The sequence below is a fragment of the Zunongwangia sp. L-65 genome (genome assembly GCF_056859415.1).
In genome coordinates this window covers 193391-216067 of the sequence record NZ_JBSXOK010000064.1, presented here as the reverse complement: position 1 = coordinate 216067, position 22677 = coordinate 193391, and the positions used below count along the sequence as shown (strand labels likewise).

General features: G+C 35.9%; 23 protein-coding genes and 1 riboswitch. Of the genes, 15 read left to right on the top strand and 8 right to left on the bottom strand.

What is annotated here, in order from left to right:
* Positions 1–5: 5 nt before the first annotated feature.
* Positions 6–1841 (bottom strand): TonB-dependent receptor plug domain-containing protein, encoded by a 1836-nt coding sequence (locus tag AC13DP_RS12515; RefSeq protein ID WP_483067891.1) that lies wholly within the window; start codon positions 1839–1841, stop codon positions 6–8.
* A gap of 32 nt (positions 1842–1873) precedes the next feature.
* A riboswitch (cobalamin riboswitch) is annotated at positions 1874–2131 on the bottom strand.
* Positions 2132–2200: 69 nt separating this feature from the next.
* Here AC13DP_RS12515 and AC13DP_RS12510 point away from each other — a divergent pair.
* The 9 genes from AC13DP_RS12510 to AC13DP_RS12470 all read left to right on the top strand — a co-directional run bounded on the left by AC13DP_RS12510 (position 2201) and on the right by AC13DP_RS12470 (position 10546).
* Positions 2201–3340: an ABC transporter substrate-binding protein gene (locus AC13DP_RS12510; protein ID WP_347407552.1), complete on the top strand. Its 1140-nt coding sequence runs from the start codon at positions 2201–2203 to the stop codon at positions 3338–3340.
* The gene (locus tag AC13DP_RS12505; RefSeq protein ID WP_272957244.1) at positions 3340–4371 is read left to right on the top strand and encodes an iron ABC transporter permease; all 1032 of its coding nucleotides are present in this window, start codon (positions 3340–3342) and stop codon (positions 4369–4371) included. Before AC13DP_RS12510 ends, AC13DP_RS12505 begins: the two co-directional genes overlap by 1 nt.
* The gene (locus AC13DP_RS12500) at positions 4372–5172 is read left to right on the top strand and encodes an ABC transporter ATP-binding protein (protein WP_228250153.1); all 801 of its coding nucleotides are present in this window, start codon (positions 4372–4374) and stop codon (positions 5170–5172) included. It begins immediately after the preceding gene.
* Positions 5173–5483: 311 nt separating this feature from the next.
* A complete protein-coding gene (locus tag AC13DP_RS12495; RefSeq protein ID WP_347407553.1) occupies positions 5484–6884 on the top strand; it encodes a DNA recombination protein RmuC in 1401 nt (466 codons plus the stop codon).
* The gene (locus tag AC13DP_RS12490; RefSeq protein WP_483067890.1) at positions 6881–8023 is read left to right on the top strand and encodes a serine hydrolase domain-containing protein; all 1143 of its coding nucleotides are present in this window, start codon (positions 6881–6883) and stop codon (positions 8021–8023) included. Before AC13DP_RS12495 ends, AC13DP_RS12490 begins: the two co-directional genes overlap by 4 nt.
* Position 8024: 1 nt before the next feature.
* Positions 8025–8393, top strand: coding sequence for a hypothetical protein (locus AC13DP_RS12485; RefSeq protein WP_013071482.1), 369 nt, complete (start codon positions 8025–8027; stop codon positions 8391–8393).
* Positions 8390–8941 carry an acyl-CoA thioesterase gene (locus AC13DP_RS12480; protein WP_228250150.1) on the top strand — a complete coding sequence of 184 codons (552 nt, stop codon included), beginning with the start codon at positions 8390–8392 and terminating at the stop codon, positions 8939–8941. The genes AC13DP_RS12485 and AC13DP_RS12480 overlap by 4 nt, the downstream gene beginning before the upstream one ends.
* 2 nt (positions 8942–8943) lie before the next feature.
* Complete coding sequence (locus AC13DP_RS12475) at positions 8944–9906, top strand: bile acid:sodium symporter family protein (protein WP_272957240.1); 963 nt, start codon at positions 8944–8946, stop codon at positions 9904–9906.
* A 181-nt stretch (positions 9907–10087) separates the two neighbouring features.
* On the top strand, positions 10088–10546 hold the full coding sequence (locus AC13DP_RS12470) for a hypothetical protein (protein ID WP_347407555.1): 459 nt from the start codon (positions 10088–10090) through the stop codon (positions 10544–10546).
* A gap of 10 nt (positions 10547–10556) precedes the next feature.
* Here the strand turns inward: AC13DP_RS12470 and AC13DP_RS12465 are convergent, their stop codons facing one another.
* From AC13DP_RS12465 to rpmH, 3 genes are all read right to left on the bottom strand, one after another.
* Positions 10557–10961: a DUF423 domain-containing protein gene (locus AC13DP_RS12465; protein WP_347407556.1), complete on the bottom strand. Its 405-nt coding sequence runs from the start codon at positions 10959–10961 to the stop codon at positions 10557–10559.
* A gap of 152 nt (positions 10962–11113) precedes the next feature.
* Entirely contained in the window at positions 11114–13966 is a 2853-nt protein-coding gene (gene carB / locus AC13DP_RS12460) for a carbamoyl-phosphate synthase large subunit (protein WP_013071476.1), read from the bottom strand.
* 103 nt (positions 13967–14069) lie between these two features.
* Positions 14070–14228, bottom strand: a complete 159-nt coding sequence (rpmH, locus tag AC13DP_RS12455; protein ID WP_013071475.1) for a 50S ribosomal protein L34 — start codon at positions 14226–14228, stop codon at positions 14070–14072.
* A 153-nt stretch (positions 14229–14381) separates the two neighbouring features.
* Between rpmH and AC13DP_RS12450 the strand changes: the two genes are divergently transcribed.
* Together AC13DP_RS12450 and AC13DP_RS12445 are read left to right on the top strand one after the other, a co-directional pair.
* Positions 14382–14897, top strand: coding sequence for a DUF2892 domain-containing protein (locus AC13DP_RS12450; protein ID WP_228250148.1), 516 nt, complete (start codon positions 14382–14384; stop codon positions 14895–14897).
* Positions 14898–15016: 119 nt separating this feature from the next.
* Positions 15017–15760 (top strand): TlpA family protein disulfide reductase, encoded by a 744-nt coding sequence (locus tag AC13DP_RS12445; RefSeq protein WP_339811605.1) that lies wholly within the window; start codon positions 15017–15019, stop codon positions 15758–15760.
* Positions 15761–15830: 70 nt separating this feature from the next.
* Here the strand turns inward: AC13DP_RS12445 and AC13DP_RS12440 are convergent, their stop codons facing one another.
* Genes AC13DP_RS12440 through AC13DP_RS12430 form a run of 3 tightly spaced genes read right to left on the bottom strand, consistent with a single transcriptional unit; the run spans position 15831 to position 18440 of the window.
* A complete protein-coding gene (locus AC13DP_RS12440; RefSeq protein ID WP_272959085.1) occupies positions 15831–16754 on the bottom strand; it encodes a M28 family metallopeptidase in 924 nt (307 codons plus the stop codon).
* Positions 16755–16780: 26 nt separating this feature from the next.
* Positions 16781–17725, bottom strand: a complete 945-nt coding sequence (locus AC13DP_RS12435) for a lytic transglycosylase domain-containing protein (protein ID WP_272957237.1) — start codon at positions 17723–17725, stop codon at positions 16781–16783.
* A 1-nt stretch (position 17726) separates the two neighbouring features.
* Positions 17727–18440, bottom strand: coding sequence for an alpha/beta fold hydrolase (locus AC13DP_RS12430; RefSeq protein WP_148211699.1), 714 nt, complete (start codon positions 18438–18440; stop codon positions 17727–17729).
* Between the two features lie 214 nt (positions 18441–18654).
* Between AC13DP_RS12430 and AC13DP_RS12425 the strand changes: the two genes are divergently transcribed.
* Entirely contained in the window at positions 18655–19371 is a 717-nt protein-coding gene (locus tag AC13DP_RS12425) for a pirin family protein (RefSeq protein WP_347407557.1), read from the top strand.
* A 59-nt stretch (positions 19372–19430) separates the two neighbouring features.
* Positions 19431–19736 (top strand): hypothetical protein, encoded by a 306-nt coding sequence (locus AC13DP_RS12420; RefSeq protein ID WP_013071467.1) that lies wholly within the window; start codon positions 19431–19433, stop codon positions 19734–19736.
* Here AC13DP_RS12420 and mtaB read toward each other — a convergent pair.
* Positions 19733–21070: a tRNA (N(6)-L-threonylcarbamoyladenosine(37)-C(2))-methylthiotransferase MtaB gene (gene mtaB, locus AC13DP_RS12415; RefSeq protein WP_272959086.1), complete on the bottom strand. Its 1338-nt coding sequence runs from the start codon at positions 21068–21070 to the stop codon at positions 19733–19735. The genes AC13DP_RS12420 and mtaB overlap by 4 nt on opposite strands.
* Positions 21071–21386: 316 nt before the next feature.
* Here mtaB and AC13DP_RS12410 point away from each other — a divergent pair, with 316 nt between their 5' ends.
* Both AC13DP_RS12410 and AC13DP_RS12405 read left to right on the top strand, forming a co-directional pair.
* Positions 21387–22184 carry a HipA family kinase gene (locus tag AC13DP_RS12410; protein ID WP_272957248.1) on the top strand — a complete coding sequence of 266 codons (798 nt, stop codon included), beginning with the start codon at positions 21387–21389 and terminating at the stop codon, positions 22182–22184.
* Positions 22162–22545, top strand: coding sequence for a DUF3037 domain-containing protein (locus AC13DP_RS12405; protein ID WP_228250142.1), 384 nt, complete (start codon positions 22162–22164; stop codon positions 22543–22545). The genes AC13DP_RS12410 and AC13DP_RS12405 overlap by 23 nt, the downstream gene beginning before the upstream one ends.
* Positions 22546–22677: the final 132 nt, after the last annotated feature.

Sequence of the window (22677 nt, the reverse complement as noted above, 5' to 3'; positions counted from 1 at the left end):
GACTATTAAAATTTAAAATTCAGATATATATTAAAATTAACTCCCGGCATCCACCGGTTTTCTACATTTTGGTACTCCTTATTAAACAGGTTATTTACTTTTCCGCCTAACTGCCAGTTCCTTTGCTTATCCATAGCATAAGAAAGTCCCAGGTTGGTTAAAAAATATCCATCAAGTTGATCACTATGATCGGTTCTGGTAAAAACCTTCCCGTTATATAAAAATTGAATAGATGGTGTAAACCGACTTATTTGATACGTAATATTTCCGTTCAGTTTATGGAATGGCACATAAATCAATTGTCGGTTACTATTATCGTTTTCTGAAACGTTATAGGCATAATTAACACTGGCACTTAAAATTTGATCTTTAACCAGCTTTTTTTGCCAGCTGATGTACGACTCTATGCCGTAGATCTTCACTTTATCTTCATTACCTGGTCGCCAAACACCATCTGCTCCCGGTACCCAGCGAATCATATTTTCTATCTGATTGTAAAAAAATGTCAGCCCCAACTCAAAAGTTGCGATATTAAAAATATTGCCTATTTCTGCCTGGTCTGAAGTTTCCGGTTTTAATTCTGGATTCCCCGAAGAGGCCCAGTACAAATCATTATAGGTGGGAATCCTAAAATTTCTGGAAGCATTAAATTGTAAACTATAAAAATCACTAAATTCATAATTAGCGCCTAAAGAATATAGAAGCGGACTATCATAGTTATCGGTAGCTTCTTTACGCAAACCCATTTCATATTGAAATTTATCAGTAAGCGCATGTTTCATTAAAATTGCTGCCGAAAATATATTTCGATCATTTTCAGCAATGCTACTCCCCTCACCTTTCGTATACGTATTTTGGATCACCGCGTTTAGCAGGATATCCTTTGAAGCTTCATAGGCCAAATCGTATTTCCCTATGTAACTATGGGCCTTTCCGAAGGTAAAATTATCACTTTCGATATTTCCGTAATATTGATATTCTTCCTGTATAAATGCAAATCTGGTTATTTGGATAAAATTGGAAAATTCGCTATTCCATTCTAACAAATTGCGATAAGAACGATCAATATATTTTGTACGGTTTTCTGAAGGTCGAATTAAAGAAAAAAGACGCTCGCCATCGTATAATTCACTTATAAGCTTAATCGTGTTTTGAGCATTAAAGCGGTAACCTAGCGCAATATTAGCTGAATTATTATAAAATGTTCCATTTAAATTTTTGCCACGATCATTGGGATAATCGTAATCATTATCACTACTATTTCTTGAAACTGCCAGATTTAGGCTCCATTTTTTTCGTGCAGTTTTAAAATTGTAACGCGCATCCAGTGTATTAAAACTACCGTAGCGCAGCAAAAGACGATGATCCTGTTGTTTTTTGAATGATAGAGTATTATTAAGATGAATGCTTCCCCCAATGGCACCGGTCCCATAAACCACGCTTCCGCCGCCACCGCGAACCGCAATTTGATCGTAGGCACCACTATTTACCGTATTAAAATCAATTTGACCGTTAAACTGGGAATTGATGTTAATCCCGTTCCAAATGACCGCGGTTTGTGAAGCTGAAGTCCCTCTAAATGATGGTGAGGAAACCATTCCAAGTCCATTTTCCTTAAAATAAATAGGGGTATTAAAATTTAAAACTTCGGTAAGCAAAGGATTATTAAAGCGTAGCAGAGAATCCGAAAGTCGAGCTACGTGTTGTCCTGTCGAGAATTTGACCAGTTTTTCGTCACTTAGCATAACGGTATCTAAAACCGTAATTTCACCCGATTGTGAAAATAGCTTAGATCCAAAAAGCCCTAAGGCTACTAGTATAAAAAGTAGTTTTTTCTTCATGTGCCAGCGACTTTTATCCCGAAAGTCAATCCGTGTTTTTATTATTTCTGGCAGGTCTCCTGGCTAGCGTCCTGTAAATTACCTTCCCATCTTATTGCAGACAGTGGTATTTGAAGTTTTTTACAAGCATTCCAATAGGAACAAAGCTTACAGTTGCGGGAACAGCTCAGGTTTTATTAATTAAAAGATTTCAATTACCTACTTATACTTCGTAGTTCTAATTTAGCGCTTCTAACTTTTCCTGATTCCCTTTTAATCGGTATTAGCGAACCAAAATTTCGATGCGAAAATAATCATTTCTTGTAGGAAAGCGACTTAATTTCTAAATAATATTACTTTTGAAGTCAAATTATATTCTTGTGAAAAAAATCGGAATTCTTTTTATTTTCCTTTTAAGTCTTGCCTGCAAAGAAGCGGAAAAGTCAAAAACTTTAGCTGAAAATCCAGAAGGAAAGGAAATTGCTATCGAATATGCTAATGGTTTTTCTATAACTGAATTTAAGGATTACAGCATCATCGAAGTAAATTCTCCATGGCCGGAAGCTGAAAAGTCTTTTAAATATCTGCTGGCTAAAAAGGAGGCAAAAATTCCTAAAAATGTAACTTATGATCAAAAAGTGACGATTCCGGTTCAAAAAATGGTGGTGACTTCTACTACCCATATTCCGGCTTTGGAAGCTTTAAACGAAACCAGTACCTTAAAAGGTTTCCCGGGACTGGATTATATTTCTTCAGAACAAACAAGAAATTTAATCGATTCCGGAGCCATAAAAGAGGTTGGTAAAAACGAAAGCTTAAATACCGAAGTTTTAATCGATCTTCAACCAGATGTTGTAATAGGATTTGCTATTAACGCTGATAATAAAAGTTTTAGCACCATTCAAAAAACAGGAATCCCTGTTGTTTACAATGGAGAATGGACAGAATCCTCGGCATTGGGAAAGGCTGAATGGATTAAATTTTTTGGGGCGCTTTACGACAAATCTAAAGCAGCAGATTCGATTTTTCAACGTATTGAATCTAATTATCAATCGGCTAAAAAACTGGCCGAAACTGCTGAAAATAAACCTAAAGTGCTTAGCGGTGCTATGTACAAAGATCAATGGTATCTTCCTTATGGTAATAGTTGGCAGGCACAAATGATAAAAGATGCTAATGCGGAATATCTTTGGGCAGACACCAAAGGCTCGGGTAGTCTTTCCCTATCGTTTGAGTCGGTTTTGGATAAAGCACAAGATGCTGATTTTTGGATAAGTGCGGGGCAGTTTACATCGTATAGCGGAATGCTGGAGCAATCGCAACATTATTCACAGTTTAAAGCAGTTCAGGATAAAAAAGTATTTTCGGTAAGTATGAGCAAAGGGGAAACCGGTGGCGTGATTTTTTACGAATTGGGTCCCAACCGTCCGGATCTTATTCTTAAAGATCTCATTTCTATATTCCATCCACAGCTTTTGGAAAATTATCAACCTACATTTTACAAAGCCTTAAACGATTAATGCAACAAGCAGGAAAACATGTCTCGATATTGGCGATTTTGAGTCTTATGCTGATTGCCCTAACACTGCTTAATATCAGTCTGGGATCGGTAAATATCCCTTTCAACGATATCTTTTCCTCTTTTATGAATGCTGAAGTTTCTAAAGAAACCTACCGCTATATCATTTTAGATTATCGACTTCCTAAGGCATTTACAGCAATAATCGCCGGCTCCGGACTCGCCATTAGCGGATTGTTAATGCAAACCATGTTTAGAAATCCTCTTGCGGGGCCTTATGTTTTAGGTTTAAGCAGTGGAGCAAGTTTAGGAGTTGCCATCGTAATTATGGGAGCCACTTTAATTGGAGGAAGCTTTGTTGCTTTGGCTCTCTCTAAATGGACTTTAGTGATCGCCTCTAGTTTAGGGAGTTTAATGGTGCTTTTTGCTGTTGTTTTAGCTTCTGTACGATTACGGGATACTATGGCCATTTTGATTGTGGGTTTAATGTTTGCCAGTTTAACGGGAGCAGTGGTAAGCATATTAAGTTACTTTAGCCCGGCAGCGCAACTACAGCAATATATTTTCTGGTCATTTGGTAGTCTTGGCGACCTATCCTGGGAAGAAGTGGGTATCCTTACCATTTTCTGGTTCCTGGGCATTAGTTTGGCGATTTTCTGCATTAAAAACCTAAACAGTTTATTACTTGGCGAAGCATATGCCAGAAGTCTGGGGGTTAATATTCGCAGAAACCGAATGCTTATCATACTCGCTACAAGCTTACTTGCCGGCAGTATTACCGCATTTTGCGGGCCAATCGCTTTTATAGGCCTGGCGGTGCCACATTTAATTCGGCAGGTGCTACCGGTGAACAACCACCTTATTTTAATGCCTGCTGTAATTTTAGGCGGGGCGATTTTAATGCTTATCTGTGATATTGTGTCTCAATTACCGGGAATGGAGTTTACCTTACCTATAAATGCAATAACATCTATAATTGGTGCGCCCGTAGTGATTTGGTTACTCATTAGAAAACAAAAATTCCTGTTTTAGATGAAATCAAATCCTCTACATATCACCTTAAAAACATCCAATCTTGAGATTGGCTACCAGGATAAAAATGGCATAAAATCTATTGCTGAGAAGATCAATATTGAAGTACAAGCTTCAGAATTAATTGCGGTAATTGGTATAAATGGTATCGGTAAATCCACGCTACTACGTAGCATCTCCGGTATTCAGAAACCTATTTCGGGTAGCATTGAAATTGAAAACAAAAATCTGCAAGAGCTAAGTGATTTACAACGTGCAGCACGAATTAGCTTAGTACTTACCAATCAGCCAATTTCTAAGAACCTTAGTGTTTTTGAATTGATCGCACTGGGCCGGCAACCTTATACCAACTGGCTTGGAAAACTTTCTAAAAATGATGCTGAAAAAATCGAAAATGCTATTGCACTTACTTCGATTGAGTCACTAAAAGATCGTAAATGTTATGAACTCAGCGACGGCCAGTTGCAACGCGTTTTAATTGCTAGAGCCATTGCCCAGGATACACCTATCATCATTCTGGACGAACCTACAACACATCTAGATATGTACCACAAAGCCTATGTGGTAAAGCTACTGAAGAAACTTGCAAAACAAACACAGAAAACAATCATTTTTGCGTCTCATGAGATTAATCTGGCCATCCAAATTTGTGATAAAATAATTTTAATGCAGCCTGATAAATGTCAAATTAATACTCCCGAAAATTTAATTTCTACCAGAGCTTTTCAAGATTTATTTCCAAAAGATCTAATTCATTTTGATAAAATTTCCAGAGCTTTCCGCATTAAGAATGAAGACTAAAATTTAATGAAAATACAGTCTTTTTTATCAAAACTCAAAGGTCAAATTACACTATTTTTCATCTCAGAACTCAGACAGATTTAATCTAAAATCTTAAGAAAAAACTTGAGGATAAAACCCTGTATCAACTTCAGGGATGACATCTATTTTTTGTCATTTTTAAATATTTAAAGAGCGAATTTCCTGGCTATATTTGTAGCAAAAATTACGCAAAAAACGCAACCTTATTTTAGTAAAAAAAACCACTATTTTTTACTGATTTTAAGTATTAAAAAAGTTATAGTTATATTTGAAATAAACCCACTTGTTACATGGATCAAATTTTGCCGTTTTTAGTTGTTTTCATTATTGCTTTGGCCGTAGGATTTCTTCTTGGAAATCTTATTTCAGGATTAAAATCCAATAATAAAATAGCGATTCAGGAAGAGAAAAATAGTCAACTTTTACTTGAGATAGAAAAACTTAATGATCTGGAAAACAAAAATTTAAATGAATACAAAAATAGCATCCAAACTACTAAAGATGAGCTGCTAATAAAATTAGCAGAGGTAAAAACCGAACGTGAGGGCCTACGTAAGGAAAAAGATTTCTTATATAACGAACTTACCCGAAAAAATGCCGATTACGAACATCTTTTAGCACGCCAAAGCGAACAGAAAAAAGAGCTCGAAAAGCTACAGGAAAAATTCAGTATTCAGTTTGAAAATTTAGCCAATAAAATCCTCGAAAATAAGTCCGAAAAATTCACCAATTTAAACAAAGAAAATATTCAAAACATCCTCTTTCCTCTACAGGAAAAAATTCAGCTATTTGAAAAGAAAATCGAAGAGGGTCAAAAGGAAAGTATCAATAGGCATGCGATGCTTAGGGAACAGATTATTGGTTTAAAAGACCTGAACTTACAAATGAGTAAAGAAGCCAATAATCTTACCAAAGCTTTAAAGGGAGACGCCAAAATGCAAGGTAACTGGGGAGAGATGGTTTTAGAAAGAGTATTGGAAAAAAGCGGCTTGCAAAAAGATCGTGAATATAGCGTACAACAATCGTTTACTAATGACGATGGAAAACGCGTTTTACCCGATGTAATCATTAATCTTCCCGGTGATAAGAAAATGATTATAGATTCTAAAGTTTCTTTAAATGCTTATGAACGTTATGTAAACGCGACTGATGAAGATGAAAAACCTACACATCTTAAAAACCACCTTATTGCACTTAGAAACCGTATCAACGAACTCAGCCATAAAAACTACCATCAATTATACGGTGTAGAAAGTCCGGATTTTGTGTTACTTTTTATTCCTATTGAAGCTGCTTTTGCCATTGCATCGAATAATTATCCCAATTTATACAGTGAGGCTTTCGATAAAAATATCATTTTAGTAACCCCCACAACGCTTTTAGCGGTACTTAGGACTATCGATAGTATGTGGCAAAACGAAAAGCAAAAGGAAAATGCTATCGAGATTGCTACACAGGCGGGAAAGTTATATGACCAATTCACCAATCTTACCGATGAACTTTTAAAAGTAGGTAAACAACTTAGCACTGTTCAAAATAGTTATGATGGTGCCATGAAAAAACTAACCGGCAAAGGGAATTTGATTTCCCGGGTAGAAAAACTAAAAAGATTGGGTGCTAAAGCCAGTAAACAAATTGATACGAATCTTGTAAAGAAATCATCTAACGATCTTTCTAATTTAAATCCATGATAAAGTTATTTCAAATTTATGCCATTCTGAGTTTCACTTTAATGTTGTACTCTTTAAACGCGCAGAGTATCTATTTTCCAGAATTTGGAACATGGCAGGAAAAAGAAGCTTCAGCATATAGTTATGACTTTACTGAAGCCATACAATTTGCTAAAGATCACGAGTATAGCGAATCCCGTGATCTGCGACAGGCGATTTTAAAGGGATTTATGCAGGAACCTTTTCATCAACTTTTAGGACCGGTAAGACGTCGTGGCGGACCTGCCGGAATTATTTTAAAAAATGGCTATATTATTTCTAAATGGGGAGATACCAAAAAAGTAGATATGACCTTTAGCGTTACTAAAAGCTTTTTAGCAGCCACTGCCCTACTGGCTATTGATAGTACTTTGATTGCTCCTGAAGATCCAGTGAAAGATTATGTTTGGGACGGTACTTTTGACGGAGAGCATAATGCTAAAATTACCTGGAAAAATTTATTGCAACAAAATTCGGATTGGAGTGGTGAACTTTGGGATTCTTATGATTGGGCCGACAGGCCTCCTAGCGATGGGAATATTGATAGCTGGCGATCCAGAGAATTACACGAGCCAGGATCATATTTTAAATACAATGATGTTCGTGTAAACGTATTGGCTTACTCCCTCTTAAATGTTTTTAGACAACCTTTGCCCAAAATACTAAAATCTAAAATAATGGATCCTATTGGCGCTTCTACAACCTGGCGCTGGTATGGTTACGATAATTCCTGGGTAACTATTGACGGGCTCCAGATGCAATCTGTTAGTGGTGGTGGACATTCAGGTGGCGGGATGTTTATTAATACTGAAGATATGGCTCGATTTGGTTTGTTATTTATGAATAACGGGAGCTGGAATGGCAAATCACTTATTTCTTCTAAAATTATAAAAGAAGCCATACAACCTTCCAAACCTAATCCAAATTATGGCTATATGTGGTGGTTAAACCCTGAAAAATCTCAAAAATGGGAAAAAATTGGCGCTCATATTTTTTATGCTGCAGGATTTGGTGGTAATTTTATCGTTGTAGATCAAAAAGAAAATCTCGTTATTGTAACCAGATGGTTGGAACCTTCGAAAATCGAAGATTTTTTAAACCTTGTGTATAAGAATATTTAGAATGAAAAAAGTCCTTTACTACATTCTTGGCGGTATTTTCCTGTTGTTTTTGCTGTATTTTGCATTTGCCTATTTTGCAACCTATAGTGAAGGCACTAGAACCGGTGAACTTATAAAATTCAGTAAAAAAGGTGTTGTTTTTAAAACCTGGGAAGGCGAAATTAGCCAGGGAATTAGCGGTGCGCAGATTTTTAGCTTTTCCGTATTAAAAGAAGATAAAGACGTTGTAAAGGCGTTACAGAAAAACGAAGGTAACTATGTAAAACTTTATTATGTAGAACGCTATGCAACCTTTGTTTTTTGGGGTGACACCAAATATTTTGTCACCAGAGTAGAAGAAGCACAATCCCCACATTTTAGAGATAGATGACCAATTCAAAAGAATTTAAACGAGTAGAAGACTCACAGGTAACCATTTCAGAATTAATGTTACCTAATCGAGCAAATTTTAACGGCAAAATTCACGGTGGTTATGTTTTGTCACTGCTAGACCAAATAGCTTTTGCCTGTGCCTCCAAACATTCTGGCACCTATTGCGTAACGGCTAGCGTAGACACTGTAGATTTTCTTGCTCCTATAGAAGTTGGAGAACTTTTAACCATGAAAGCATCGGTGAATTACGTAGGTAGAAGTTCTATGGTTATTGGTATACGCGTAGAATCCGAAAATATACAGACCGGTGAAAAAAAGCATTGTAATTCGTCTTACTTTACCATGGTGGCTAAAGATAAAGAAGGAAAATCTATTAGTGTTCCCGGCCTTATTTTAGATAATGATCATGATATTAGAAGATTTACCAAAAGTATAAAGAGGAATAAAATGAAGAGCAAAAGGGTTAACGAATTTAAGGAAACCGATTTTGTATCCGAAAATTACCTGCACATGCTGGAAGATTATAAGGTAAAAATAGACCGATAGTTGTGAAGTTTAACGGTTTTATCGTTTCGCTTTTTGGTGTTATTTTATTAGCGTACCTGCTTCCGCAAGGAAATGAAATATTGCCTTTAAAAACTATCACCGATATTGGAATAGGTTTTATATTCTTTTTCTATGGATTAAAATTGGCACCACAGGAAATTAAACAGGGGCTTTTAAACTACAAAGTACACCTAATTGTACAACTCACCACGTTTATAGTTTTTCCGCTCTTAGCACTCGCCTATTTACCTTTGTTCGAGCAAGGAAAAGACTCTGAATTATGGACGGCTATTTTCTTTTTAGCCACACTTCCTTCTACCGTAAGCTCCTCGATTGTAATGGTAGCTTTAGCCAAGGGAAATTTACCTGCCGCTATTTTTAATGCCAGTTTATCGGGACTTATAGGTATTTTTGCAACTCCTATTTGGCTGAGTATCATTTTGGGAAAAAGCGCCGATTTTCAGTTTTTAGATGTCTTATTAAAATTAGGCTGGCAAATCTTGGCGCCTTTGATTGTGGGCCTCATCCTGCAGCGAATTTTTGGAAATTGGGCCAGAAAACATAGTAAACAGCTTGCCCTTTTTGATAAAGGAATTATCCTGATTATCGTGTATAGCAGTTTTAGCAATTCCTTTACTTCTAACTTATTTGATGCTATCGATCTAAGCGGATTCTTATTGTTGATAGTAGGTGTTTTAGTGTTGTTTTTTGTGGTGTATTACCTCACAGCACTTGCTAGTAACCTGCTCAAGCTAACTTTAGAAGATAAAATTACTGCCCAGTTTTGCGGTACCAAAAAATCCCTGGTTCACGGCTCGGTTATGGTAAATGTAATCTTCGGTAATTCTGCAAATACAGGCTTATTATTACTCCCTATTATGCTTTTTCACTCTTCTCAACTTATTTTGATTGCTTACTTCGCAGAAAAATATAGAAAAAGAAAGCCGGAGATGGCAAAAATATAATTTTGATTCAAGAAGCTAAAGGCAGAACAATTTGGTATAAACCTAACCATATTTTTAAAATTTCAATGCTTCCTGATAATGATTGAGACATAGATAATACACCTGTTGCGGCGGCCAATAAAATTTTGTTAAGCCATTGGCGTTTATAGAAAGACCTTTTACCTTTATAAAAAATTAAGACATGAAAACCGGACTACTTATCCTGAGCTTAGGTGGAATTTTAATGATTTCCTGCAAAAACAACGAAAATCAGGAGGCTAAAAAAAGTGAATCTGTCGTGCAATCGCAACAGCCAGAAGATGAAGAAGAAATTCCGGTAAAAATGTGCTATTTATATGCTTCAGAAACCGATACCATTAGTCTTAATATTGAAAAATTAAATAAGAATGTTTCCGGAAGTCTTGTTTATATGCTCTATCAAAAAGATGTAAACCGAGGGGAAATTTCAGGAATTATGAAGGGAGACACCCTTTTTGCAGATTATGAATTTATGAGCGAAGGAAAAAATTCAGTTCGGCCCATTATGTTCCTTCAAAAAGGTAATCAATTAATAGAAGGTTACGCCTCTGGGCAGGATAGTACCGCTTACAAATTCAATGAAGATTTCGCCTTAACCCGAACCAATTGTGGTGTTAATTAAGCAATTCCATTTATTGGGCAGGATTTAAATAAGTAGCAATTTTAGCAATATTAATTATAAATAAAACCCATCCAATCACCAGTGTAAGTCCGCCTAGCGGAGTTACAGGCCCTAAAAAGCGCATTTTCTTTCCTTGTGCATCACTTAATACCAAACCATAAATACTAAAGGAAAATAACAGTACCCCAATTACGAAACACCAGCCGGTAATTTCCTGAGAAACTTCCCGAAAAGGAAATGCGATAGCGGCCATTATAAGAATCAAAGCATGGTACATTTGGTATCTTACACCGGTTTCAAAACTTTTTTGTTGCTCTTCAGATAATTTCTTTTTTAAGGCATGTGCGCCAAAAGCACCAAAGATCACTGCTAGACATCCGTAAATACCACCTATTACTAAAAAAAGCTCTTTCATTCTTTATAAAATTGATTCAGATTTAATTGAATTTCGAAATGCTAAGTTATGACGTTGGTTAGCTATTTAAAATAAAAAATCCTCTGTAAAATTCAGCTTAACAAATGCCTAAAATCTACAGAGGATCTCTTATTAATAGTAATTACGCTATTTTATTTGCTTAAATACATTTTTCTACGTGTATAGAGATTGTAGAAATCATCATCTTTAAGGTCTTTGATAAATAAGATACTTTCACCTGTACTCTTCATCTCTGGTCCCAATTGTTTATTTACTTTATGGAATTTTTCAAAAGAGAATACCGGTTGTTTTATCGCATAACCATCCAACTGCGGGTTAAAGGTAAAATCTTTAATCTTTTTATCGCCTAACATCACTTTGGTAGCATAGTTTACATAAGGCTCTTTATAAGCTTTAGCTATAAACGGTACCGTTCTGGATGCTCTTGGGTTTGCTTCAATAATGTAGACCTTATCCTCTTTTATCGCAAACTGGATATTGATTAATCCAACAGTGTTTAAAGCAAGAGCAATTTTTCTGGTGTGATCTTTTATCTGTTGTAGTACCAAATCTCCCAAAGTAAAAGGAGGAAGCAGTGCATTCGAATCTCCAGAGTGAATACCACAAGGCTCAATATGCTCCATGATACCAATAATATACACATCTTCGCCATCGCAAATCGCATCAGCTTCAGCTTCAATAGCTCCGTCTAAATAATGATCCAGTAATAATTTGTTATTTGGAATCTTGCGTAGAAGATCTACTACGGTTTCTTCTAACTCCTGCTTATTAATTACGATTTTCATTCCCTGCCCACCAAGAACATAAGAAGGACGAACCAAAATTGGGAAATCTAACTGATCTGCTAATTTTAGCGCCTCTTCAGCGTTCTCTGCAGTTCCGAATTCAGGATAAGGAATATCATTTTTCTGAAGTAATGTCGAGAAGCTACCGCGATCTTCAGCAAGATCCAGCGCTTCAAAGCTGGTACCTATAATCTTAATGCCGTAACGCTCTAATTTTTCAGCAAGTTTTAGAGCGGTTTGCCCTCCAAGCTGAACAATTACTCCTTCCGGCTTTTCATGCCTAATGATATCGTAAATATGTTCCCAGAATACCGGCTCGAAATAAAGTTTATCTGCTACGTCGAAATCTGTAGAAACCGTTTCTGGGTTACAGTTAATCATAATGGTTTCGTAACCACATTCCGCTGCGGCCAAAACTCCATGTACACAACTGTAATCAAACTCGATTCCCTGCCCTATTCTGTTTGGCCCAGATCCTAATACCACAATCTTTTTACGATCGGTAACCACACTCTCGTTTGCGGTATATTTCTTACCATCTGCAGTTTCTATAGCTGCTTCAAAAGTAGAGTAATAATAAGGCGTCTCTGCCTTAAACTCTGCTGCACAGGTATCTACAAGTTTATATACACGGTTTATATCTAACTCACTGCGCTTATTATAAACTTCACTTTCAAGGCATTTTACCATATAAGCAATTTGCCTGTCTGCAAAACCTTTTTGTTTGGCTTCCAGCATCAAATCTTTTGGAAGAGAATTGATATCGTAAGTACTAATTTCTTTTTCCAGCATATAAAGTTCCTCATACTGCTTAAGGAACCACATATCGATTTTAGTAATTTCATGAATTCGGCTTAACGGAATTCCTGCCTGAATGGCATCATAAATTACAAATACCCTATCCCAGCTGGCATAAGTAAGTTTCTCGATAATTTCATCATACTTGGTATATCCCTTACCATCTGCTCCAAGGCCATTTCTCTTAATCTCTAGAGATTGCGTTGCTTTATGTAGAGCTTCCTGAAAAGAACGACCAATTCCCATAACTTCACCAACCGCTTTCATTTGAAGTCCTAAAGTTCTGTCTGAACCTTCAAACTTATCAAAGTTCCATCGAGGTATTTTTACGATTACATAATCTAAAGATGGCTCAAATAAAGCTGATGTAGATTGTGTAATTTGGTTATCTAGTTCATCTAATGTATAACCTAGAGCCAACTTAGTAGCTATTTTTGCAATAGGATACCCGGTTGCTTTAGATGCCAATGCCGAAGATCTGGATACACGCGGGTTAATTTCGATCGCGTAAATTTCTTCTTTTTCATCCGGGCTTACCGCAAACTGTACATTACATCCACCGGCAAAATCCCCGATACTGCGCATCATTTTTATAGCAAGATCACGCATTCTCTGGAACGCACTATCACTAAGTGTCATTGCAGGAGCAACAGTTATCGAATCTCCGGTATGGATTCCCATAGGATCCATATTCTCGATAGTACAGATAATTACAACATTATCATTCTTATCTCGAAGCAATTCTAATTCGTATTCTTTCCAACCAAGAAGTGCTTTATCGATAAGGACTTCATGAATAGGAGAAGCTTCGAGACCACGAGTAAGCATCTCGTCAAAATCCTCAGCTTTATGAACAAAACCTGCTCCACTACCTCCTAAAGTAAATGAAGCCCTGATCACTAGCGGAAAACCAAATTCCTGGGCAACTTCTTTTCCCTGAAGATAAGAAGTTACTGTTTTTGCAGGAGCTACCGGAATACCTATACGCTCCATTAACTGTTTAAACTGCTCTCTATCTTCTGTAATATTAATGGCATCGATATCAACACCAATAAGTTTTACATCATAATCCTTCCAGATTCCCTTATCATCAGCTTCAATACACAGGTTTAATGCCGTTTGGCCTCCCATTGTAGGTAATACGGCGTCAATATTAGGATGAGCCTCAAGAATTTCTATAATAGATTTAGTGGTAAGCGGCTTAAGATACACATGATCTGCCATAGAAGGATCTGTCATAATCGTAGCCGGGTTAGAGTTGATAAGAATCGTCTCTATACCGTCTTCACGCAAAGATCTAAGTGACTGTGTTCCTGAATAATCAAATTCACAGGCCTGTCCGATCACAATCGGTCCAGAACCAATAATCAAAATACTTTTAAGATTGTTGTTTTTGGGCATTTTAAATTGTGTTGTGGTGGTATAAATGTAAGAAGCTATTAGATATAAAAAAAGGCGTTACTAAAAAAGTAACACCTTTAATATTTTAAATCACTAACTATCATTAGTGTTTATGTCTGTTTTCAGAAGATACAGATAATTTCTTTCTACCTTTTGCTCTTCTTCTGGCAAGGACTTTTCTACCGTTCACACTAGCCATACGCTCTCTAAATCCGTGCTTATTTTTTCTTTTTCTCTTAGATGGTTGAAACGTTCTTTTCATTTTACTGTATCTTTAATCTTCTGTGAAATCTTTTTTTGTTGCTCTTTTTAAAACTGCGTGCAAATATACAAAGCTTTTTAACTCTTCCAAATAGAAAATTAAATTATTTTTAAATCTTTTTATTACCTTTGGCGGCTCAAAAATCAATGCATTATGTTCAATAAAAATATAAAGTTAGTATTAGCAGGATTAGTTTTAGCTGCAGCCGTTTGGCAATTTATCGAAGGGTATATTGGAAATGGGATTATGCTTATCCTATTAGCAGGTATCTTTGTATTTTTATATTTTAAAAATGAGATTATTCTTTTAGCTTTTTTAAGACTTCGGAAACAGGATTTCCCAGGCGCTAAGAAATGGTTAGATAAAATAAAAAAACCAGAAGCTGCACTTACTAAAAAGCAACAGGGATATTACTGGTATTTACATGGTTTAATGGTTTCTCAAACCAACATGACCCAGGCCGAGAAACATTTTAAAAAAGCTATAAAACTAGGCTTATCTATGGATCATGATCTTGCTATGGCCAAACTAAACCTGGCCGGCATTGCGATGACCAAAAGAAGAAAACGTGAGGCTACCAACCTATTGGCCGAAGCTAAAAAGCTAGATAAACATGGTATGCTTACAGACCAGATAAGGATGATGAAGCAACAAATGAAAAAAATATAACTTCATACAATATTTTCCTATTACTTATCGACCCGTAATTTTGTTATTGGTCGATATTATTTCACATTGTAGTAAGTATTTATTATTTTTGAAAGACCTAACTATTCGTCTAAACTTCAATGAAGCAATTATTATGCATTCTATTGATTTTTTTGTTCTTCAATGCCGTTTCAATTTCTGCCCAGGAAAAGAAAACTGATAGCATCAAAGACAAAGTACTTTTTACAGAAGCCTTAGCCCTACATTTAGCCGATTATAACGAGAAAGCCGATTTTGCCTACCGGCAGAGGAATTTTAAAAAAGCGCAACATTTATTTGATTCTATTACGGCAAACCACCTAACAGGATCGTATATTAATAACTTTAAGTTTCACAACTTAAGAGGCAAAGAAGTCTGTCTTTACGATTTCGACAAATCAATTTATTTAATTACTTATGCTTCCTGGTGTATTCCCGGAAAAGGAGCTATTCCCGCTATCAACGAGATTGCAAAAAAATATAAAGATCAAATTCAGATCATTATTTTATTTTGGGATACCCGGGATAAAGTAAAAAAGGTATCTAAAGAATTTAGTAATACGGTAAACATTGTTTATGTAGACGAAACACAGAACAAATCGCCTTACGTAGTAAAACAGTTAAAGCATTCATTAGGGCTCCCCACCTGTTTTCTTATAAATAAAGATAAAAGAATTGAAGATATCACCAGGTACACTGCCGTAGCTTATGGAACTCCCATAGAAAATGCTTTAAAGAAAAATTTCAATCAGATTGATGAAGGCATCACAAGCCATCTTATGAATTCTGAGGATACCAAAGTAATGAAATCACAACTTGCTTCTGGGAAAGATAAGAAAGAATAATTTTTTATCATGAACTTGATGAATGATGAATCTATTCATAGATGAAAACACACGCTATTACCGCCTATTTTTAATCTTGAGGTATAAATTTCATTTCCCGTTTAGATGTCGCAATTGCCATTAAAGCACTATAGATATAATTTAAGACCTTCACTTCACCGTCCAGATTTAAATTTTCGATATCGTCTGTAGGCTTATGATAATGATCATGCCCCCCAGTATGAATTCCCAAAACAGATATCCCTTTATTATAAAAAGAAACATGATCTGATCCTGCAACAGAGCCTGCATGAACTATTGGCTTAACCTGATTAGGTATACCTAAACTATCCATTAATTGCATGCCACCGGGAAAAGTACCGGCGCCGCCCATATAAACATGATTTTCTTCATTTAAATGCCCAACCATGTCCATATTTATCATCAACTTAATACTATCCAAAGGTATCGTTGGATGATCTACAAAGTAGGCACTACCTAGCAAGCCCTGTTCTTCAGCCCCAAAAGCGATCAATAAGATGCTTCTTTTTAATAATTTTTGATTAGCTTTAACCTTTTCTGCTATTTCTAATAACGCGGCAGTACCGCTAGCATTATCATCTGCACCATTGTAAATTGATCCTTCTTTTACTCCTAAATGATCATAATGAGCACCTAAAACAATAATTTCATTTTTCAATTTAGGATCTTCACCTTCAATAAATCCTATGACATTCCAGGTTTTCACTTCAGAATTATCACCTTTTAAGCGTGCTGTAAACTCCTGAAGGTCATAAAAAATTCCGTTAGCAGTAAAATCATTTTTTAAGTAATCTACTACCATTTTATTTTCTACAGTTCCAGGAAATCTGCCATTTAGTGAATCATTTGCTAAAAACTGAATATGATATTTCAATTCCTGTCTGGTTATTTCTTCTTGAGAAAAAATATAGCCAACCGGACTTATAATGAATAAAATAATTAGAGTAATTGAGGAATTTATTTTTGAAATCATAATAATTAGAATGATAAATCGATGAACTATTGGTAATACCCTTCTTCAGGTATATCTACATAATAGGCTTTCCCGGAAGCATTATTTAAGTGTGCTTCGCGTAACCATGGATTATGAATTTTTAAAATCTTATAGTTAATGCCGTATTTTGCAGCAAAATCCGGAAAGTCATCTACCGCAGTATCTACTTTTACCTTTTTGGTAGGAATGTGTTTGTAAAGATCTGATTCCTCAAATTTAAATCCATATTCGTATGGATTAGACATAATCTCTTTTAAAGCCAGAATTCTAAATACATAACGACCGGTCTCTTCTCCCAGTAATAAATCATAATAATCCTTCACCTTTTGACGTTCCTGCTGCCTTGCAATTCCGGCCCTTCCAGCATTATAAGCCGCAGCAGCCAAGGTCCAGCTTCCAAAATCTCTTTTAGATTCTTTCAGGTACTGGCATGCTGCTCTGGTTGATTTTTCAATATGATAACGTTCATCTACATTGCTGTTAATTTCCAGACCTAAATCCCGCCCTGTTCCTTTTAATAACTGCCAGAACCCAACTGCGTTTGCCGGGCTTACCGCCTGGGTTAACCCACTTTCTATAACCGCTAAATACTTAAAATCATCAGGCACTCCTTCTTCTTTCAAAATAGGTTCTATAACAGGGAAGTATTTATTAGCACGCTTCATTAAAAGTAGTGCATTAGATTGCCAGTAGGTATTTACCAGTAATTCACGATCCAGGCGTTCGTGAATATCGGGATCTGTTAAGGGCACAGATTCTCCTGCAAAATCAATATTTTCTGGAATACTTAATGCTTTTATGGTATATACCTTAGCCACATTCTTATCAAAAGTTTCCTGATAAGCTTCTTTATGCTCTTCCTGAATATCCGGACTCTGAACAGCCTCAGTTATTGCAAAAAATACTGTTGCGGCTCCAACTACTATTAGTCCTGTTTTTAATATTTTCATGTTATATTTTAATAATTTTCGGATTATTCTCTACTGCTTCTTTTCCTTTCAGAATTAATTGGGGCAGGTAGTTATTAAACCACCTAAACCGGTTAATTATCATGACATGGGTTCCTCCTTTTATAACTATCGCATCGTTGATATACTTAATAGGAAAAACAACATCCTTATCACCATGAATATGAATAATCTCCGGGTTTATGGTACTACAATCCCAGTTTACCATATTCTGAATTGCCCACGAAAGATAATATTTATCACGAACCGACAAATACTGACGGTATAATTTTGCTCTTTTTTTAAGATAATCGTTTACGGCAATCTTTTCTAAATGATCTATATAATCTAATAAACCTATAGGAAGTATTTTATACACTCCGGTTTTACTGGCAAACTTCATCTTTTTAGGCAATTCATCCCTACACTTCACACTAGAAATAATGATCAATCGCCTAACCTTAATGTATTTTGCTATTTCCTGTACAATAACTCCGCCAAAAGACACGCCTATCAACACTATATTTTCATGATGAATATTTTCAATCAACCGTTTGGAGTAATCCTGCATACTTTCGTTTGAAGTAGGAATAAGCCATGTTAACCAGTGAATTTTAAATTGATCTTCGGGTAGTTGAATAAACTCAAAAATAGATGGGTTAGCTGCCATTCCCGGCATAAAGTATACGTGAATCAAGTTGTTAGCGCTATCACTCATGTTAGTAAGGCAGCTTTTAAGGTTTAGAAATTGTAATTTTACTCAATAATCGAGATTAAATACTCCAATCCGGGATCTTCCCCATAGTTACTGGGATCAGAATACCCCGAAATAAATATAATTTTTTAATAAATGCCTCAAGGGCTTACCTTAAAAGGTAGTTTATGATCAAAAATAAGACTTAATTATTGGCTTACATAAAAGAAAGAGAAAAATGAGAAATACAATTTATCCAGCAGATTTAAGAGGAAAAGCAGACTTTGGGTGGCTTAATGCCCGCTACTCTTTTAGCTTTGCTAATTATTTTAATCCCAACAATGTACATTTTGGACTTTTACGGGTTTTAAACGATGATTTAGTAAAAGGAGGAATGGGTTTTGGAACGCATCCTCACCAGAATATGGAAATAATAAGCATCCCTCTACAGGGCGCTATAGCTCATAAAGATTCCATGGGGAATGCTTCAACAATCAATGCCGGGGAAGTACAGGTAATGAGTGCAGGAACCGGAGTAGAACATAGTGAATTTAACCCCAATTCTTCAGAAACACTCAATCTTTTACAAATCTGGATCTTTCCTGAAAAAGAAAATGTGGAACCGCGATATGACCAGAAAAATTTTTCTGAATTATTAATTCCCAATATCCTGGTAACCGTTGTTGGTCCTAAAGAAAATAATGAAGAAAATGCCCTTTGGATTCATCAACAAGCATATCTATCCCTTGGAAATTTTGAACAAGGCACAAATTTTGCTTATACTATAAAAGGGAAAAATAGTGGTGTTTATGTCTTTTTAATTGAAGGAGAGGCCAGCATCGATGGCGAGAAGCTAAATAAAAGAGATGCTATGGGCATTTCTGAAACTGAAACTTTCGAGGTTTCTTTCAGTGAGAATAGCAAAATACTACTGATTGAAGTACCTATGGAATAGCAAAAACTTTCTGAATTCGGTGAAACTAAAATTTACCGAATTCAGAATCAAATATTTATATGATGAATGAAGAGGATTTTAAAATTACCAACAATGAATTTTTAAGACAATTCGAAACGACTGTAAATGGCGAGTTGGCCATTATTGAGTATGCTGACCAGGAGCGTAAAATTTTCCTCACCAAGCTTAGAATGCCTAAAGATGTAGCTGAAGAAACTACCAACAAATTTATCGAGGCTGTTTTAGCTGAAATTAAAGAGAATACTAATTGCAGAGTGATGCCAACACATCCCGATATTGCTAAATTTATGCGGCGTAATCGCAGAAAATATAAAGACCTTTTACCAGTAGGGATTAATATTTAAGCGCTTATCGCTTCCGCTTCCTTTACGTATTCAAATCTTACCATACCATCTTCGTCTATTTCTGTAAGTTGAATTTGATGAAGCGTATTTACAAGCTCCGGATTCCACGGAGCTTTTACTTTTACATAATTTTCTGTAAACCCATGAATATAACCTTCTTTATTTTCACCTTCAAAAAGAACAGTATGCGTTGTGCCTAGTTGACTCTCATAAAAAGCTCTTCGCTTTTTTGCAGAAAGTCCTCGTAACATTTTACTACGTTTTTTACGAACCTTATTAGAAACTACACCATCCATTTCGGCTGCCGGAGTGTTATCACGTTCAGAATACGTAAAAACATGTAAATAAGAAATATCCAGTTCGGTTAAAAAGGTATAGGTTTCCAGAAAGCGCTCATCGGTTTCTCCGGGAAACCCAACAATCACATCTACGCCAATACATGCATGAGGCATTACCCTTTTAATTTGTGCAACTCGATCTACATACAACTCACGCAAATAACGGCGTCGCATTAATTTAAGAATATCGTTGCTACCACTTTGTAACGGAATATGAAAATGCGGCACAAAAGTACTGCTATCTGAAACAAAATCAATCGTCTCATTTTTAAGCAAATTCGGTTCGATAGAAGAAATTCGAAGTCTTTCAATGCCCTTAACTTCATCCAGCGCTTTTACCAGATCTAAAAAAGTATGCTCATGCTTTTTATTTCCAAACTCGCCTTTCCCATAATCGCCAATATTAACTCCGGTAAGGACTATTTCTTTAATGCCCTGTTCAGAAATTTCAGCAGCATTTTTTAAAACATTTTCCAGTTTATCACTACGGGAAATTCCGCGTGCTAAGGGAATAGTACAATATGTGCATTTATAATCACAACCATCCTGAACTTTAAGGAAAGCCCGGGTACGATCTCCAATAGAATATGATCCTACATAAAAATCGGCTTCCTGAATTTCGCAACTATGTACTTCTCCAAAATCGTTTTTAGAAAGATCATGAAGGTAATCGGTGATCTTAAATTTTTCGGTAGCTCCCAAAACAAGGTCTACACCATCTACAGCTGCCAGTTCTTCCGGCTTTAATTGCGCGTAACAACCTACACCAATAATAAAAGCCGCTTCGTTTGCTTTTTGAGCCTGTTTTACGATGGTTTTAAAGCGCTTATCTGCATTCTCGGTCACAGAACAGGTATTTATTACATAAATATCTGCATACTCGTTAAATTCCACTTTCTCAAATCCTTCCTCCTGGAACGATCTTGCAATTGTTGATGTTTCCGAGAAATTTAGTTTACAACCTAGTGTATAAAAAGCAACTTTTTTATCCATCATTTTCCTGCTCTTTTTAGCAAAAACACATTTTACTTTATTTTGGGGTGCAAATATACTATCTAAAATTGGTTTACTAAAATTGGCTGTCTTGTTTTAGTCTTTGTAAATCAATCCCTTAAAATATTACTCACAGATTTTAAACAATTAGGATAATAATCAAACTATAGTAGTAGAAAAGTTCAAAAAATAATATGCAAAATTCTATAATTTAAGCATAAAGGCCAAGGCACTTAAAAACATAACAAGTTTTCTAGTTTTCAATAATCCTGGTTTTTCCGGCATGTATAAAGATTTATATTTGCTAAAAATAAACGGGATGAGCAATGATGCTTTTAAATTACGAAGGGTAAATGTTATGCGATACATCACACCATTGCGAGAAGGTGGTTCTTTACCTGCGCTTGCCGATGCCGACGATGATTTTAAATACGTTATAAAATTTAGAGGTGCCGGGCATGGCAGTAAAGCTTTGATTGCCGATTTGATTGGTGGTGAAATCGCACGTTTTTTAGGTTTTAAGGTTCCTGAAATTGTTTTTGCTCATTTAGACGAGGCTTTTGGCAGAACTGAAGGTGACGAAGAAATTCAGGATTTACTAAAAGGAAGTCAGGGCTTAAACTTAGGGCTTCATTTTTTATCTGGAGCAATTAATTATGATCCTGTAGTTACCGAAATTGATCCCGAAACCGCCTCCAGAATCGTATGGTTAGATGCCTATTTAACCAATATCGATCGCACGTTTAGAAACACCAATATGTTAAGTTGGCACAAGGAACTCTGGCTTATCGATCACGGTGCTTCATTATACTTTCATCATTCCTGGATCAATTGGGAGAAAACAGCAAAAACACCCTTCGCTTTTATAAAAGATCATGTATTACTGCCCCAGGCAAGCGAATTGGAAAAAGCGAATAGCGAACTCAAAAAAAAACTTACCCCAGAAGTCTTAGAAGACATCGTTAATTTAATTCCTGAAGATTGGTTAATTTGGGAAGGAACCGATGAATCACCTGCAGAGATTAGAGAAGTTTATCTTAAGTTTTTAAAAATACGATTAACTCATTCTGAAATTTTCACAAAACAAGCGCAAGATGCAAGAGAATCACTTATATGAGTATGCCGTAATTAGGATCGTCCCGAAAGTGGAACGGGAAGAATTTATAAATGTTGGCGTGGGCATTTTTTCGAAAAGTACCCGCTTTATCAACATGCGCTATCATTTGGATAAAAACAAATTAAAAGCAGTATGTCCAGATTGTGATCCTGAAGAAATAGAAAAAAATTTAGAGTCTTTTAAACGTATTTGTGCAGGAGAAAAAGATGCCGGACCCATTGGGCAAATGGATGCTGCCTCTAGATTTAGATGGTTAACCGCCACTCGCAGCTCTGTGATACAAACCTCCCAGACACATCCCGGATTTAGCAAGGATTTAGAAAAAACATTGAACTCTTTATTTGAAGAAATGGTTTTATAAGAGACTAGAAGATTAAAAACTATAAATACTGGACAAAATTTTCTTTGGTTTTACCTACTTAAAAATTAATGGTAAGTAAAAATCTATGCTCCAGATTCTATTTTCTTATATCTATATTTACAATATGAGTTT